This is a genomic window from Pantoea sp. BR_17 (assembly GCF_041955125.1).
Taxonomy (GTDB): domain Bacteria; phylum Pseudomonadota; class Gammaproteobacteria; order Enterobacterales; family Enterobacteriaceae; genus Pantoea; species Pantoea stewartii.
The window spans coordinates 39,149-53,018 of record NZ_JAVAXT010000006.1 but is presented as its reverse complement, the minus strand read 5'-3'; the positions used below and the strand labels follow the sequence as shown (position 1 = coordinate 53,018).

Here is a 13,870-nt window from a genome sequence, read left to right as displayed (position 1 = left end):
TTGCCATCCCGTTTCCGGCAAAGGGAAAATTTGCTCTTATACTTAGGGCAAACCTGAGCAGGAGGCGGTATGGCAAATACACTCACAGACAAACAGAAGGCAGCGCTCTGGCGACAGCGGCGGAATGCCAGCTATCGGGCAAGCTGTCGGCTTGAAGGCTTTACCCTGACGGAACCGGAGGTTAAGGGTGAAGAGGCGGAAGCCCGTCTGGCCTCATTAAGGAGGCAATATGGCTGCTAATACTGCCGTCACGCAGGATCCCTACCTGTGGCAAAACGACACGGTCCTCAAAAATCGTCTCGATATTCATGATGAGGCACAGTTACGAAAAGCGGAACTGAGCTTTAGCGCCGCCCGGCTTGCCACGCTTGAACTGGGCCCACCCAAAATCGGCCTGCCTTACCTGTGTCACATTCACCGTACGCTGTTTCAGGATGTCTACAGTTGGGCCGGCGAACTCCGCACGCTGGACATCTGGCGCGACGAAACCCCTTTTTGTCACTTCGAATATATCGAAAAAGAGGGTAATGCACTCATGGCCGCGCTAGAAGAAGAGAACGGCCTGGCCGATCTGCCTTTAGCTGAGTTTGCGAAACGCGTCGCCTGGTATTATTGCGAAATCAATATGCTTCATCCTTTTCGCGAAGGTAATGGCCGGGCGCAGCGTATTTTCTTTGAGCAACTTGCCCTGCATGCAGGTTACCTGCTGGAATGGGAAAAACTGAATCCGGAAGAGTGGGTCAGCGCCAGTCAGGCCGGTGCGGCAGGGGATTTACAACCGCTGGAAGACGTCTTTGCCAGCATCGTCAGCGAAGCGCATCCTGTCTGAACCCCGTTCCCGCCAGGGAGGCGAGCGCGTCTCCCTGCGCCTGATAGTCTGTTTTCCTCACATCACACTCACGTCACACCGCATGATAAGATACGGCTCTGGTCCTCATTCCGGATGCCGGGCCTTGTACATATCCTTCTGATCTGCCTGAAATCATAACCATGCTGCTGCTTATTGATAATTACGATTCTTTCACCTGGAACCTGTACCAGTATTTTTGCCAACTGGGCGCGAACGTTCAGGTGGTAAGAAATGATGCCATCACTCTGGATGAAATGACGGCGTTGCCGTTAACCCACCTGGTGATTTCACCCGGCCCCTGTACGCCCGATCAGAGCGGGATCTCATTACAGGCCATTCGCCACTTCGCCGGTCGCCTGCCGGTGCTGGGCGTTTGTCTGGGGCATCAGGCCATCGCCCAGGTGTTTGGTGCGCAGGTCGTGCGTGCGCGCGAAGTCATGCACGGTAAGACGTCTGCTGTTCAGCATAACGGCTGTGGTGTATTTCGCGGTCTGAATCAACCGCTGACCGTAACGCGTTATCACTCGCTGATTGTGAAAGCCGATACGCTGCCTGATGAATTTGACGTCACCGCATGGAGTTTACGTGACGGTCAGCCCGACGAAATTATGGGCATCCGTCATAAAACGCTGGCACTGGAAGGCGTGCAGTTTCATCCTGAAAGTATTCTCAGCGAACAGGGACATCAACTGCTCGCTAATTTCCTGCAACAGTAAAGTTGTGTTTGCCTTTAAGTGATTTTTTATGCATATTTCATGATTATTATTTCATCATGAACCAACTCATCAGTTTGCGAGGTTGTCAATGGCAGCGGAAAACATTGCGGTAACACGGGAAACGTTCGATCAGGTTATTTTGCCTGTTTATGCACCTGCGCAGTTTGTACCGGTAAAAGGCAAAGGAAGCCGGGTGTGGGATCAGCAGGGTAAAGAGTATATCGACTTCTCGGGTGGGATTGCCGTCACCGCGCTGGGCCATTGTCACCCGGCGCTGATTGAAACCCTGAAGAAACAGGGCGAAACCCTGTGGCACACCAGCAATGTGTTCACCAATGAACCGGCTTTGCGCCTGGCCAGCAAACTGATTAACGCCACCTTCGCGGACAGAGTATTTTTTGCCAACTCCGGCGCAGAAGCCAACGAGGCCGCGTTTAAGCTGGCGCGTTATTATGCCTGTAAACGTCATAGCCCGTTTAAAAGCAAAATTATTGCATTTCATAATGCCTTTCATGGCCGGACGCTGTTTACGGTCACGGTAGGCGGCCAGCCAAAATATTCCGACGGTTTTGGCCCGAAACCCGCTGACATTGTGCATGTGCCATTCAACGATTTGGCGGCAGTGAAAGCCGTTATCGACGACCACACCTGTGCGATTGTCGTTGAGCCCATTCAGGGTGAAGGTGGCGTCATGCCGGCCACGCCAGAATTTATGCAGGGGCTGCGTGAGCTCTGCGATAAACATCAGGCGTTGCTGGTGCTGGATGAAGTTCAGAGCGGTATGGGGCGCAGCGGTAAGCTGTTTGCTTATGAGCACTACGGCGTCACGCCAGACATTCTGACTTCGGCGAAAGCGCTGGGCGGTGGTTTTCCTGTCAGCGCGATGCTGACCACTGAGGAGGTGGCGTCAACGATGGCTCCTGGCGTGCATGGCACCACCTATGGTGGCAATCCGCTGGCCTGTGCGATTGCTGAAACCGCGCTGGATCTGATCAATACGCCAGACGTGCTGAACGGCGTGGAATCCCGTCGCCAGCAGTTTGTCGAGGCACTCAAGGCGATTGATGCCCGTTACGATCTGTTTAGCGATATTCGCGGCAAAGGCTTACTGGTAGGCGCGGCCCTGAAGCCGCAACATGCCGGAAAATCACGCGATATCCTCAATGCCGCCGCGGCTGAAGGCGTTATGGTGCTGGTGGCTGGTACGGATGTGATGCGTTTTGCCCCTTCACTGATTATTGAACCCGCCGATATTGAAGAAGGCATGGCGCGCTTTGCCAAAGCGGTCGGGAAAGTCCTGGCTGCCTGAGTTATTTTCGACCCAGACTGCGAATCAGCCAGCGACCATGATGCGGTCGCTGGTTCCACGCCAGCGATGAGATCGTGTGCATCACCTTAAGATGATCCAGAATGCGCCTGATGTGCTGCTCCAGTACTGTGACCGGTCCCTCGTTGATATCTTCAATTCCCTGTAACAGATCGGTTTGCGAACTTTCGCCGTCATATTCAAGCCGCTGCTGGCAACGCTGCAGCGCAATTTCACACCATTGCAGATAGTGCTCCGCCAGCGTAGGCGGCAGCATGGTATGTTCGCGTGCCAGAATCGTCATGGCGTTGATGTGCTCAACGATAAACTGGCTGTGCGTGACCCATAAACGCATATCCTGTAAATAGCGTGCGTTAAACCCCGGCTCCTGCATCGCCTGATTTAGTGAGTTAAAGACTGCATTGTGGGCCTGATTAACGTTAACGCGCTGATAGGCGAGTACCTCGGGAGACTGTTCCGGACCAAGCAACATGCGTAACGCGTCCTGGAAAGCCTCAAGCACATCATGTGCGTTCTGTCGTAGCAGGGCACTTTGCCATTGCGGCCAAAGCCATAACGTTCCGCCAAACGCAATCAGGCAGCCCATCAGGGTATCCAGCAGGCGCGGCAGTAAGAATTGTGCGCCGTTAAGTGACAGAAGTTGCAGGGTATATACCGCGGTGACCGTGAACCCCACCATCGACCAGCCGTAAAACTGGCGGGTAAAGCGATAGCTGATAAAGGTAATCACCAGCATGATGCTCAACACCAGCGGTTCAGGGACATCCAGCCGCAGCGAGGCTGCCGCAATCACCAGCCCGGCAAAGGTGCCCAGCGCACGATGCTGAATACGCACCCGTGTGGCGCTGTAGTTACTCTGGCTGACAAACATAATGGTCATCAGAATCCAGTAGGGTTTGGGAATCGAAAAGAACAGCGCCAGCCCGCTACCCAGCATCAGCATCACAGAAAAACGTCCGGCCGTGCGCAGGGCAGATGAGCGCAGCGAGAGATAGCTTCTGAGTGCGGGCAGAAGCGGTAAACGGCGCTGGCGATCCGCCATCAAATCACGCTGATAAAGGGGCTTTTGTGTACGCAGTACCCGTGCGATGCGGCTGAAGTGATAAAGGCAAAAATTTCCTACCGGATTGTCCGGGTGCTGACGGGCGATTTTTTCCAGTGCCCCCAGCTGCTTGTCCATATCAAAGCGACTGGACAGTTGGTGGTACAGGATGTTGTCTGCCAGCTCACGTAAACGGGCGGAAATGGTTTTCGCATTCCAGCGAATCACGGCCTCTGCATGGCTTTGTTCTACCAGTTTTTGCACTTCTTCTGGCTGATGCAGGCTGACAGAAATGTGTTCCTGTAAATCCAGTGCGACCTGAAAAGCGCGGGTCAGTCGCTTATGACTGTGATCGCGGCTGGCGGACAGCATATGCATCTGCTGATAACAGGTGTTGATGAGGTCGATTGCTTTTTGCTGCCGCGCCAGCAACGGTGGTAGCGCCTTCTCCGGATCGGTAAGTTGCGTCAGCAAGGTGTACTTGGCGTCACAATAGTTCGCCAGTTCGCGGTAAATCAGACTCAGGCTTTCACGCATTGGCTGCTCTTTCCACAGCCAAAACCAGAACCAGTTAAACAGGCCATACCACAGCGTACCGCCGATGTAGAGCAGGGGCGGTACGTAAATGGGCATGCGGCCAATCAGGCTGGTGGTAAATATCGCTGCGATCAGTGTGGCAGGGAGTAACCGTGCGTGCAGTGGGCTGATTTCACCTGTCACGCCCAGCAGCAAAGGCAGGGCGAAAAGAATAAGCGGTAAGGGCACGTCTTTAAACAGAAGCCACTGCATCAGTAAGCTACCCAGGGCAAACAGGCTGCCGCCGACAATCAGGCGTTTAAAGAAGCGTTTGTGGGGCGTATCCAGACCGGCAATATTGCAGCAGGCAGGCACCAATGAGAATAGCAATCCTTTTTGCAGATCGCCAAACAGCCAGCCGAGCGCGACGGGGAGACACAACACCAGTGTCTGGCGCAGGGCATAGTTAACTTCAGGGTGATAAATTATTCTTCGCCACATCGGCTCAACGCAAATAATTCACGGCATAACGTTGCCATTATGCCGTGAAGAATAAAGCTTAGCGCGTGCCGTAAACAACAATTGTTTTGCCGTGTGCGGAGATCAGATTCTGGTCTTCCAGCATCTTCAAAATACGTCCCACGGTTTCACGTGAACATCCCACGATTTGGCCAATTTCCTGACGCGTAATTTTAATTTGCATGCCGTCAGGATGCGTCATGGCATCCGGCTGTTTCGCCAGGTTGAGCAACGTCTGCGCAATGCGACCGGTGACATCAAGGAACGCGAGGTTGCCCACTTTTTCCGATGTGACCTGCAGACGGCGCGCCATTTGCGAGGAGAGGCGCATGAGGATGTCCGGATTCACCTGAATCAGCTGACGGAATTTTTTGTAGGAAATCTCTGCCACTTCGCACGCGGTTTTCGCACGTACCCAGGCGCTGCGCTCCTGACCTTCTTCGAACAGGCCAAGCTCACCAATAAAGTCGCCCTGATTCAGATAGGACAGAATCATCTCCTTGCCTTCTTCATCCTTAATCAGTACCGCAACGGAACCTTTAACGATGTAGTAAAGCGTTTCCGCCTTTTCACCTTGATGAATGAGCGTACTTTTGGATGGATACTTGTGAATATGGCAATGGGACAGGAACCATTCAAGTGTAGGGTCTGTTTGCGGTTTGCCGAGAACCATTCGCTATTATCCTCTGTTGTAATCGTGCCCAAAATACAGGGCTCTGTTTCCCTGCCAGGCGATGTAAGCGTTAAGCGTTTTTCCATTCAGGAAATTATTCGGGCTGCATTCGGCGCAGTGCGCATCATTCTTCCCGGCTTCGTCTTCGGATGACGAAAAATATTTTCAGCTCTGTTTGTAGCACAGCTTACGTCGACTGTCTTGTGTTGTCTCGCTTCAGCAAGATGGCGTTTTCTCTGGATTGCTGTTTCCCAGGCAAAAGCGTACGCTGAGCCAAAACAGGGTATTCTGAGGTCAAAATTATGCAGGCACGCGTCAAATGGGTTGAGGGGTTAACATTCCTGGGGGAATCATCGTCCGGCCATCAGGTACTGATGGATGGCAATTCTGGCGATAAAGCGCCGAGCCCTATGGAGATGGTGCTGATGGCGGCAGGGGGATGCAGCGCCATTGACGTTGTGTCAATTTTGCAAAAAGGCCGCAACGATGTGGTTGATTGCGAAGTGAAACTATCGTCTGAACGTCGGGAAGAAGCCCCCCGCATCTTTACCCATATCAATCTGCATTTTATCGTCAGCGGCAACGCACTTTCGGATAAAGCCGTGGCACGCGCTGTCGATCTGTCAGCGGAAAAATATTGCTCTGTCGCCATCATGTTAGGCAAAGGCGTCAACATTACCCACAGCTACGAAGTGATCGCGCTGTAATCTCACAGAGGCCAGGCTGGCCTCTGTGGTTATTCAATCCGTTTCCCTTCCATGAGCCGTTTTACTAACGGCGCCATAATTAACTCCATCGCCAGTCCCATTTTGCCGCCGGGTGCCACCAACGTGTTGATATTGGAAATAAACGATCCCTGCAGCATGGCCAGCAGATAGGGAAAATCAATGTCTTCCAGCCCCTGAAAGTGGATAACCACAAAGCTTTCATCCAGCGAAGGGATGGTGCGCGCGGCAAAGGGATTAGAGGTATCCACCGTGGGGACGCGCTGAAAGTTAATATGGGTTCGTGAAAACTGCGGCGTAATGAAATTGATGTAATCTTCCATGGAACGCACTACCGAATCCATCACCGCTTCGCGTGAATGGCCACGCTCGCTGGTATCGCGCACCAGTTTCTGAATCCACTCCAGGTTGACGATGGGCACGACGCCGACCAGCAAATCGACTTTTTCCGCCACATTGTGTTGTGCAGTCACCACGCCGCCGTGCAAGCCTTCATAAAACAGCACATCCGTATCCGGTGGTAACGGTTGCCAGGGCGTGAAGGTGCCGGGAACCTGGTTCCAGGGAACGGCTTCATCATAGGTGTGCAGATACTTACGCGACTGGCCCTTACCGTGTTCGCCGTATTCGATGAACGTTTGCTCCAGCAGGCCAAAATCATTCGCCTCCGGGCCAAAGTAGCTGATATGTCGCCCCAGATCGCGCGCTTTTCGGATAGCCATGTCCATTTCGGGTCGGGTAAAGCGGTGAAAACTGTCCCCTTCCAGTTCGGCAGCGTGCAAACCGAGTTGCTGAAAAATTTTACGGAACGCCAGGCTGGTGGTGGTGGTTCCCGCACCGCTGGAGCCCGTTACCGCGATAATCGGATGGCGTGCAGACATAGTTGAAGTCCCTGTGATGTCGGGCGATGAGCATTGTTAGCACGATTTTCCGTTCGTTGCATCAGCCACGAAACTCGCTTTTGCGCATGATGTTGACCGACTCGTGCAGTTCCGACCATACCAGAACGACCTCGCCGTGCTCCAGCTGACGACGCACATCGGCGACTTTTTCCGTCAGGCTGAGCTCCTGCTCGCCGTAATCCGTGCCTTCACGCAAAACAAACGCTTCGATAAGATTTTCAAGGGTTTCGGGAGAAACCTGTTCCCAGGGAATAATCACAGAGTCAGTTATCCAGATAAGAGGAAATCCACTGTGGCACGCGCTGCTCCAGCCACAACCGAGGCTGACGCAGGGTGCCACTGACGAAACCAACATGCCCACCCTGCTGTGTCAGCTGATAGGTAATAGTGGCAGATAATTGCGCAGGCTGCGGGATCACCTCATCGCTCATAAACGGGTCATCTTTTGCATGGATGATGAGCAGCGGTTTTGTCACGAACTTAAGTCGCGGCATAGCGCTGGCGCGACGGTAATAATCCGTGGCGTCGGCAAAACCATGCGCCCGGGCCGTGATCGCGTCGTCAAAGTCCCGCAGACGGCGCAGGGCGTTAAGCTGAATGAGGTTCACCGGCAACGTGTCGGGCCAGGCCCGCAGTTTACGCTGGGCATTCTTTTTTAACTGGCTTAACAGGTAACGCTGATAAACCTGTGAAAAGCCGCGCTCCAGTCGGGCGCTGCAGGGTTCCAGCATCAGGGGCGCAGACACAATCACGCCCGCGTCGATCAGGGCTTCATCACCTTGCTGGCCTAACAGGCAACCGAGCATATTCCCGCCCAGCGAGAAGCCGACAGCAGTTGTGGGTACCCGGCCCCAGCGCGTCGTCAGCCAGTGCAGGAAAAAACGCGCATCCTCGGTTTCACCGGAGTGGTATATCCGGTTCAGACGGTTCGGCTCACCGCTGCAGCCGCGAAAGTGCATTACTACCGCCAGCCAGCCACGCTGTTTGCACTGCAGCATCAGGCCATGAATATAGGGACTGTGGAAACTTCCTTCCAGGCCATGAAACAGCACCACGCGCGGTTTATGCCGGGCAAACTGAGGATCTTCACTCCAGGCCAAATCAACAAAGTCACCGTCAGGTAAATCCAGCCGCTGCCAGTGTGGCGTTAACCTTTTCGTCCGCCGTATCAACCGCGGCAGAATGGTTTGCAGGTGCGGGTTGCCCAGACCGGGCAGGGGAATGAACGCCGCGTCGTCAGGGCCCGAAAATTTCATGTTGTAAAGGCTTGTCTGTTCCATATCACACTGTTAGCTTCGATAAGTTTTCACTAAGGGAGGAGAACCCGGGTTAATGGAACTCAGTCTGTTTTTATCATTATTAGGCTTTCTTTGGGTCGCGGCGATTACACCCGGACCTAATAATATGTTACTCACCGCCTCGGGGGCCAATTTTGGTTTTTTGCGCACCCTCCCGTTGATGATCGGCATTATGATCGGCATGCAGCTAATGCTGCTGCTGGTAGCGTTTGGCGTGGGTGGATTGATACTGCTTTATCCCTCCCTGCATCTCATCCTGAAAATTGCCGGTAGCCTTTACCTGCTGTGGCTGGCCTGGAAGATTGCCACCGCAGCCTATGAGAAGCTGGAAACCGATGCGGCACCTGTCGCACCTATGCCGTTCTGGCAGGGAGGCTTATTACAACTGATCAACCCCAAAGCCTGGCTCATGGCGCTGGGTGCCGTCGCCAGTTTTAGTCTGGCCGGTGCGGGCTATCGCCATTCTGTCCTGTTAATCAGTCTTGGCATGGTTATGGTCAATCTGGTTGCAGGCGTTATCTGGATGGGCTTTGGTGCGATGATCGGCCGTATTTTACGTAGTCCCCGCGCCTGGAAACGCTTTAACCTGAGCATGGGGCTGTTAACGGCGGCCTGCGTATTGCTGATCTGGCACTGAGCTTAGCTGGATGCGCGCTCCAGGCGCGTCCAGGGCAACACTTCGCGAACAACCGGCGCGTGCGGCTGGCGAATTTTTTTCAGCAACAGCTGCACGCTGCGCGCGCCCAGTTGATACATGGGCTGTTCAATGGTGGTTAACGGTGGATTCAGGCTGCTGGTAAAGGGAATGCCGTCAAACCCCACGACGGCAAGGTCTTCCGGGACACGCAGGCCCGCCTCCAGCGCTGCATGCACCACGCCAACCGCCAGCACATCAGACACGGCAAATACCGCATCCGGCGGCTCCGCTAAACGCAACAATTCCTGCAATGCCCGACTGCCTTCTTCGCAGGTAATGCCTTCGGTATAGACGACATTCGTCCAGTCTGACCCCGATTGCGCAACGCCTTCTCGATAGCCTTGTTCGCGATATTGAGAATAGAGATAACGCATATCGCCATTCACCAGTGCAATGCGCTTACGGCCCCGGCCGGCCAGATAATGGACGGTATCACGTGCGGCGTCCAGATGATCGATGGAGACGGACGAGGCCGCAATCTCGGGATCAAACTCACAACACTGAATCCAGGGCGCATCACCGATAATATCGATCAGGCTTTGCAGCCCGGCGGCGGCATCCATCGTAATCACGCCGTCCACCACCTTGCCGGTCAGTAAGGTCAGGTAGGCCGACTCACGTTTAAACTGTGAGGCCGAATTGCACAGCAGAATATGGTAGCCGTGCATTTCTGCTTCAGCTTCGATGCCCTGAACAACTCGGGAGCAAAAAGGGTTCGTGATATCGGAGATCAGGACCAGCAGCATATGACTCTGCGAGGTTCGCAACTGACGCGCCAGCAGGTTTGGCTGATAGCCGCTTGTGGCAATGGCATCCAGCACTTTCTGTCGCGTATCTGCTTTTACCCCAGGATGCGCGTTAAGCACGCGGGATACCGTGGCTTTAGACACGCCAGCTAACAGGGCAACTTTGTCGATCGACATCGAACTCGCAAGCCTCACCGGGGAGCAAATAATAGCGCATATCAATAGCACAACCAGGATGTGAGCGCCTGACAAATTTATGGCTTTTTGTCTGAAATTTAATTTGCGTATAACGGCAATCTATTGCAGATGATGATCTAAGAATTTCTTTCTATTAGGGATAACTTTTAATTCCTTTATGAAATTACTTCTGCCAGCAACACTGCCCACATCATAAAAATGATGGGGGAAAAATCATGCAAAAAGGGCGACTCACGATTCTGGCGGCGGTCCTGTCAGTGCTGGCGTTTCAGGCCAACGCGGTCAACGTAACGGTGGCTTATCAGACCTCCGCTGAACCCGCTAAGGTGGCGCAGGCGGATAATACGTTTGCCAAAGAGAGCGGTGCGACGGTCGAATGGCGCAAATTCGATAGCGGATCAGGCGTGCTTCGTGCGCTGGCATCAGGCGATGTCCAGATTGGCAATATTGGTTCCAGCCCACTGGCCGTTGCGGCAACGCAGCAGCTCCCCATCGAAGCCTTTTTACTGGCTTCTCAGTTAGGCAATTCTGAAGCGCTGGTCGTGAAGAAAACGATCACCCGTCCCCAGGACCTGATCGGCAAGCGGATCGCCGTGCCCTTTATTTCGACCACCCATTACAGCTTGTTAGCGGCATTAAAACACTGGGGGATTAAGCCGTCTCAGGTTCAACTGGTCAATCTGCAACCGCCTGCGATTGTGGCGGCCTGGCAACGCGGGGACATTGACGGTGCTTACGTTTGGGCACCTGCGGTGAATGAACTGGAGAAAGATGGCACCGTTTTAACGGATTCGTCGCAGGTCGGGCGCTGGGGCGCACCGACACTTGATGTCTGGGTGGTACGCAAAGACTTCGCGCAGCAGCATCCGGATATCGTGACCGCCTTTGCCCGTAGCGCTATTGAGGCGCAGAAAGCCTACCTGGACCATCCCGAACAGTGGCTTAAACAGCCTGATAACCTCAGTAAACTTTCGCGCTTAAGCGGCGTGCCCGAGCAACAAATTCCTGGACTGGTTAAGGGCAACACCTATCTGACCGCCGCCCAGCAGGTGGCGCAACTGCAGCAGCCGGTGAACAAAGCCATCGTGGACACGGCGCAATTCCTGAAAGAACAGGGCAAGGTGCCGCAGGCCGGTAATGATTACAGCGCCTTTGTCACGAGTCGTTTTGTTGCGCCCCTGGTCAAGCCCTGAGGACATCGTCATGTTGCGAATAGCCCATCTGAACGCGAGCTATGGCGGACAGCCGGTATTACAGGACATCTCACTGCGCGTGGAGGATAACGCGCTGGTCGTTGTGCTGGGACCGTCAGGCTGTGGCAAAACCACGTTGCTGAACCTGATCGCCGGGTTTTTACCGGTCGAGTCCGGCAGTATTTCTCTGGACGGCAAGGCGATTCAGGGGCCAGGCGCCGATCGCGGCGTGGTGTTTCAGCATGAAGGCCTGCTGCCCTGGCGGAATGTGCTGGATAACGTCGCTTTCGGATTACAGATTGCCGGTATGGCGCGCCAGCCGCGTGAAGCCCTTGCACGGCAGATGATAAAAAATGTTGGGCTGGAAGGCGCTGAAAAGCGGCATATCTGGCAGTTATCTGGCGGACAGCGTCAACGCGTTGGCATCGCCCGCGCGCTGGCTGCCGATCCCCGCCTGTTACTGCTCGATGAACCGTTTGGCGCACTTGATGCGTTTACCCGTGAACAAATGCAGACCTTGCTGTTAAGGCTGTGGCAGGACAGCGGTAAACAGATCCTGCTGATTACGCATGACATTGAAGAAGCCATTTTTCTGGCGAGCGAGCTGGTGCTGCTCTCTCCGGGGCCCGGTCGGGTACAGGAAACGCTGACGCTGAATTTTGGCCAGCGTTTCGTGGACGGCGAACCCTGCCGCAGCATCAAGTCTGATCCCGATTTCATCGCCCAACGGGAATATGTGCTGAACCGGGTATTTGCACAACGGGAGGCATTTGCATGAGTGCGATCATTAACGATGTGCCGACCCGCGCCCGGCGTCGTCGCCTGCGCTGGCCTTTCTCCCTGACGGCCACGCTGAGCACAGTGAGCCTGCTTGTGCTGTTGTTCATCTGGTGGAGCGTGACCACACTGGGGCTCATTGCGCCGCTGTTTCTGCCGTCGCCGCAGCAGGTGCTGAGTAAGTTACTGAGCGTTGCCGGTCCGCAGGGGTTTATGGACGCGACGTTGTGGCAGCACCTGTCAGCCAGCCTGACGCGCATGCTGATTGCGCTCAGCGCGGCGGCATTAACAGGCATTCCGGTGGGCATTGCGATGGGCGTCAGCCCGGTTTTACGTGCCCTGATCGATCCCCTGATTGAGCTCTATCGGCCCGTGCCGCCGCTGGCGTATTTACCGTTGATGGTCATTTGGTTCGGTATTGGTGAAACATCGAAAATACTGCTGATCACGCTGGCGATTTTTGCCCCGATAGTGCTGTCGACTGTGGCCGGTGTTCGCAACGCACAGCAGGTTCGTCTGCGCGCCGCGGCATCGTTGGGGGCGAATCGCTGGCAACGGCTGCGCTGGGTCATCCTGCCGGGTGCCTTGCCAGAGATACTGACCGGCTTACGCATTGGATTAGGTGTGGGCTGGTCAACGCTGGTGGCCGCCGAGCTCATTGCTGCCACGCGTGGGCTGGGCTTTATGGTGCAGTCGGCAGGGGAATTTCTGGCAACGGATGTGGTGCTGGCAGGGATCGCGGTGATTGCCATTGTGGCATGTAGTTTAGAACTGGGTCTGCGTGCGCTACAGCGCCGTCTGACGCCCTGGAACGGAGAGCAAAAATGAACGAAAAGTTAGCGATTACGCCTCTGGGCCCCTTTATCGGCGCGCAGGTCGGCAACCTTGATGTCTCGCGTCCACTCAGTGACGCGCAGTTTGAGCAGCTCTATCACGCCTTGCTGCGTCATCAGGTACTGTTTTTACGTGATCAGGTGATCACGCCCGAGCAGCATCGTGCGCTGGCCATTCGCTTTGGCGATCTTCATATCCATCCGGTTTATCCGCATGCGCCGGGCGTGGAAGAGATCATTGTCCTGGATACGCATCAGGATAATCCTCCGGATAATGATAACTGGCACACCGATGTGACGTTCATTCAGACGCCTCCGGCTGTGGCGCTGCTGGCGTCCAAAGTCTTGCCGGAGGCGGGTGGGGATACGTTATGGACCAGCGGTATTGCGGCGTATGAGGCGCTGTCTGCTCCCTTCAAAACCTTGCTGTCTGAACTCTATGCGGAGCACGATTTTACAAAGTCGTTTCCGGAATATAAACACCGTAAGACAGAAGAGGAACACCAGCGCTGGCGGCAGGCTGCGGCGAAAAACCCACCTGTGCAGCATCCTGTTATCCGGACGCATCCGGTTAGTGGGAAAAAAGCGTTGTTCGTCAATGAGGGTTTTACAACCCGAATTCTGACGCTGAGTCAGAAAGAGAGCGATGCATTACTGGGCTTTTTGTTTGCGCATAGCACGAAACCGGAGTTTCAGGTGCGCTGGCGCTGGCAGCCTAATGACCTGGCGATTTGGGACAATCGCGTCACTCAGCACTACGCCAATGCCGATTACTATCCGGCCCGAAGAGTGATGCAGCGCGCCACGGTATTAGGCGATAAGCCTTACTGAACCGTACCGCGAGTACACCGGTACGGT

At 54.6% G+C, this 13,870-nt stretch carries 16 protein-coding genes; 10 read left to right on the top strand and 6 right to left on the bottom strand.

Annotated features, from left to right (window positions below; genetic code table 11):
- Positions 1–69: 69 nt before the first annotated feature.
- The 4 genes from RAC60_RS11240 to RAC60_RS11225 all read left to right on the top strand — a co-directional run bounded on the left by RAC60_RS11240 (position 70) and on the right by RAC60_RS11225 (position 2,875).
- Positions 70–240 carry a YhfG family protein gene (locus RAC60_RS11240; protein WP_006120991.1) on the top strand — a complete coding sequence of 57 codons (171 nt, stop codon included), beginning with the start codon at positions 70–72 and terminating at the stop codon, positions 238–240.
- A complete protein-coding gene (locus tag RAC60_RS11235) occupies positions 230–829 on the top strand; it encodes a putative adenosine monophosphate-protein transferase Fic (RefSeq protein WP_006120990.1) in 600 nt (199 codons plus the stop codon). Before RAC60_RS11240 ends, RAC60_RS11235 begins: the two co-directional genes overlap by 11 nt.
- 161 nt (positions 830–990) lie before the next feature.
- Positions 991–1,566: an aminodeoxychorismate synthase component II gene (locus RAC60_RS11230; protein WP_006122311.1), complete on the top strand. Its 576-nt coding sequence runs from the start codon at positions 991–993 to the stop codon at positions 1,564–1,566.
- 88 nt (positions 1,567–1,654) lie between these two features.
- The gene (locus RAC60_RS11225; protein WP_033741559.1) at positions 1,655–2,875 is read left to right on the top strand and encodes an aspartate aminotransferase family protein; all 1,221 of its coding nucleotides are present in this window, start codon (positions 1,655–1,657) and stop codon (positions 2,873–2,875) included.
- Between the two features lies 1 nt (position 2,876).
- Here RAC60_RS11225 and RAC60_RS11220 read toward each other — a convergent pair whose 3' ends face one another.
- Entirely contained in the window at positions 2,877–4,952 is a 2,076-nt protein-coding gene (locus RAC60_RS11220) for a YccS/YhfK family putative transporter (RefSeq protein WP_033741557.1), read from the bottom strand.
- 58 nt (positions 4,953–5,010) lie between these two features.
- The gene (gene crp / locus RAC60_RS11215; protein WP_000242758.1) at positions 5,011–5,643 is read right to left on the bottom strand and encodes a cAMP-activated global transcriptional regulator CRP; all 633 of its coding nucleotides are present in this window, start codon (positions 5,641–5,643) and stop codon (positions 5,011–5,013) included.
- Positions 5,644–5,945: 302 nt separating this feature from the next.
- Between crp and RAC60_RS11210 the strand changes: the two genes are divergently transcribed.
- Positions 5,946–6,350 carry an OsmC family protein gene (locus RAC60_RS11210; RefSeq protein WP_033741554.1) on the top strand — a complete coding sequence of 135 codons (405 nt, stop codon included), beginning with the start codon at positions 5,946–5,948 and terminating at the stop codon, positions 6,348–6,350.
- A gap of 29 nt (positions 6,351–6,379) precedes the next feature.
- Here RAC60_RS11210 and RAC60_RS11205 read toward each other — a convergent pair whose 3' ends face one another.
- From RAC60_RS11205 to RAC60_RS11195, 3 genes are all read right to left on the bottom strand, one after another.
- Positions 6,380–7,249, bottom strand: a complete 870-nt coding sequence (locus RAC60_RS11205; RefSeq protein ID WP_375093701.1) for a phosphoribulokinase — start codon at positions 7,247–7,249, stop codon at positions 6,380–6,382.
- A gap of 61 nt (positions 7,250–7,310) precedes the next feature.
- Positions 7,311–7,529: a YheU family protein gene (locus tag RAC60_RS11200; protein ID WP_006120556.1), complete on the bottom strand. Its 219-nt coding sequence runs from the start codon at positions 7,527–7,529 to the stop codon at positions 7,311–7,313.
- A gap of 4 nt (positions 7,530–7,533) precedes the next feature.
- Positions 7,534–8,550 (bottom strand): hydrolase, encoded by a 1,017-nt coding sequence (locus tag RAC60_RS11195; protein ID WP_006120557.1) that lies wholly within the window; start codon positions 8,548–8,550, stop codon positions 7,534–7,536.
- 52 nt (positions 8,551–8,602) lie between these two features.
- Between RAC60_RS11195 and RAC60_RS11190 the strand changes: the two genes are divergently transcribed.
- Positions 8,603–9,205: a LysE family translocator gene (locus RAC60_RS11190; RefSeq protein WP_033741549.1), complete on the top strand. Its 603-nt coding sequence runs from the start codon at positions 8,603–8,605 to the stop codon at positions 9,203–9,205.
- Positions 9,206–9,207: 2 nt separating this feature from the next.
- Here the strand turns inward: RAC60_RS11190 and RAC60_RS11185 are convergent, their stop codons facing one another.
- A complete protein-coding gene (locus RAC60_RS11185) occupies positions 9,208–10,188 on the bottom strand; it encodes a LacI family DNA-binding transcriptional regulator (protein WP_006120559.1) in 981 nt (326 codons plus the stop codon).
- 236 nt (positions 10,189–10,424) lie between these two features.
- Here RAC60_RS11185 and tauA point away from each other — a divergent pair, with 236 nt between their 5' ends.
- Genes tauA through tauD form a run of 4 tightly spaced genes read left to right on the top strand, consistent with a single transcriptional unit; the run spans position 10,425 to position 13,843 of the window.
- On the top strand, positions 10,425–11,402 hold the full coding sequence (gene tauA, locus RAC60_RS11180; protein ID WP_033741547.1) for a taurine ABC transporter substrate-binding protein: 978 nt from the start codon (positions 10,425–10,427) through the stop codon (positions 11,400–11,402).
- A gap of 10 nt (positions 11,403–11,412) precedes the next feature.
- A complete protein-coding gene (tauB, locus tag RAC60_RS11175) occupies positions 11,413–12,180 on the top strand; it encodes a taurine ABC transporter ATP-binding subunit (RefSeq protein ID WP_033741545.1) in 768 nt (255 codons plus the stop codon).
- Positions 12,177–13,007: a taurine ABC transporter permease TauC gene (gene tauC, locus RAC60_RS11170; protein WP_006120562.1), complete on the top strand. Its 831-nt coding sequence runs from the start codon at positions 12,177–12,179 to the stop codon at positions 13,005–13,007. The genes tauB and tauC overlap by 4 nt, the downstream gene beginning before the upstream one ends.
- The gene (gene tauD / locus RAC60_RS11165; protein ID WP_033741543.1) at positions 13,004–13,843 is read left to right on the top strand and encodes a taurine dioxygenase; all 840 of its coding nucleotides are present in this window, start codon (positions 13,004–13,006) and stop codon (positions 13,841–13,843) included. Before tauC ends, tauD begins: the two co-directional genes overlap by 4 nt.
- Positions 13,844–13,870 lie beyond the last annotated feature (27 nt).

Coding starts and splice junctions, on each gene's coding strand:
- RAC60_RS11210 (WP_033741554.1), top strand. CDS start 5,946: ATGCAGGCACGCGTCAAATGGGTTGAGGGGTTAACATTCCTGGGGGAA.
- tauC (WP_006120562.1), top strand. CDS start 12,177: ATGAGTGCGATCATTAACGATGTGCCGACCCGCGCCCGGCGTCGTCGC.
- tauA (WP_033741547.1), top strand. CDS start 10,425: ATGCAAAAAGGGCGACTCACGATTCTGGCGGCGGTCCTGTCAGTGCTG.
- RAC60_RS11190 (WP_033741549.1), top strand. CDS start 8,603: ATGGAACTCAGTCTGTTTTTATCATTATTAGGCTTTCTTTGGGTCGCG.
- tauD (WP_033741543.1), top strand. CDS start 13,004: ATGAACGAAAAGTTAGCGATTACGCCTCTGGGCCCCTTTATCGGCGCG.
- RAC60_RS11185 (WP_006120559.1), bottom strand. CDS start 10,188: ATGTCGATCGACAAAGTTGCCCTGTTAGCTGGCGTGTCTAAAGCCACG.
- RAC60_RS11225 (WP_033741559.1), top strand. CDS start 1,655: ATGGCAGCGGAAAACATTGCGGTAACACGGGAAACGTTCGATCAGGTT.
- crp (WP_000242758.1), bottom strand. CDS start 5,643: ATGGTTCTCGGCAAACCGCAAACAGACCCTACACTTGAATGGTTCCTG.
- RAC60_RS11195 (WP_006120557.1), bottom strand. CDS start 8,550: ATGGAACAGACAAGCCTTTACAACATGAAATTTTCGGGCCCTGACGAC.
- RAC60_RS11235 (WP_006120990.1), top strand. CDS start 230: ATGGCTGCTAATACTGCCGTCACGCAGGATCCCTACCTGTGGCAAAAC.
- tauB (WP_033741545.1), top strand. CDS start 11,413: ATGTTGCGAATAGCCCATCTGAACGCGAGCTATGGCGGACAGCCGGTA.
- RAC60_RS11230 (WP_006122311.1), top strand. CDS start 991: ATGCTGCTGCTTATTGATAATTACGATTCTTTCACCTGGAACCTGTAC.
- RAC60_RS11205 (WP_375093701.1), bottom strand. CDS start 7,249: ATGTCTGCACGCCATCCGATTATCGCGGTAACGGGCTCCAGCGGTGCG.
- RAC60_RS11220 (WP_033741557.1), bottom strand. CDS start 4,952: ATGTGGCGAAGAATAATTTATCACCCTGAAGTTAACTATGCCCTGCGC.
- RAC60_RS11240 (WP_006120991.1), top strand. CDS start 70: ATGGCAAATACACTCACAGACAAACAGAAGGCAGCGCTCTGGCGACAG.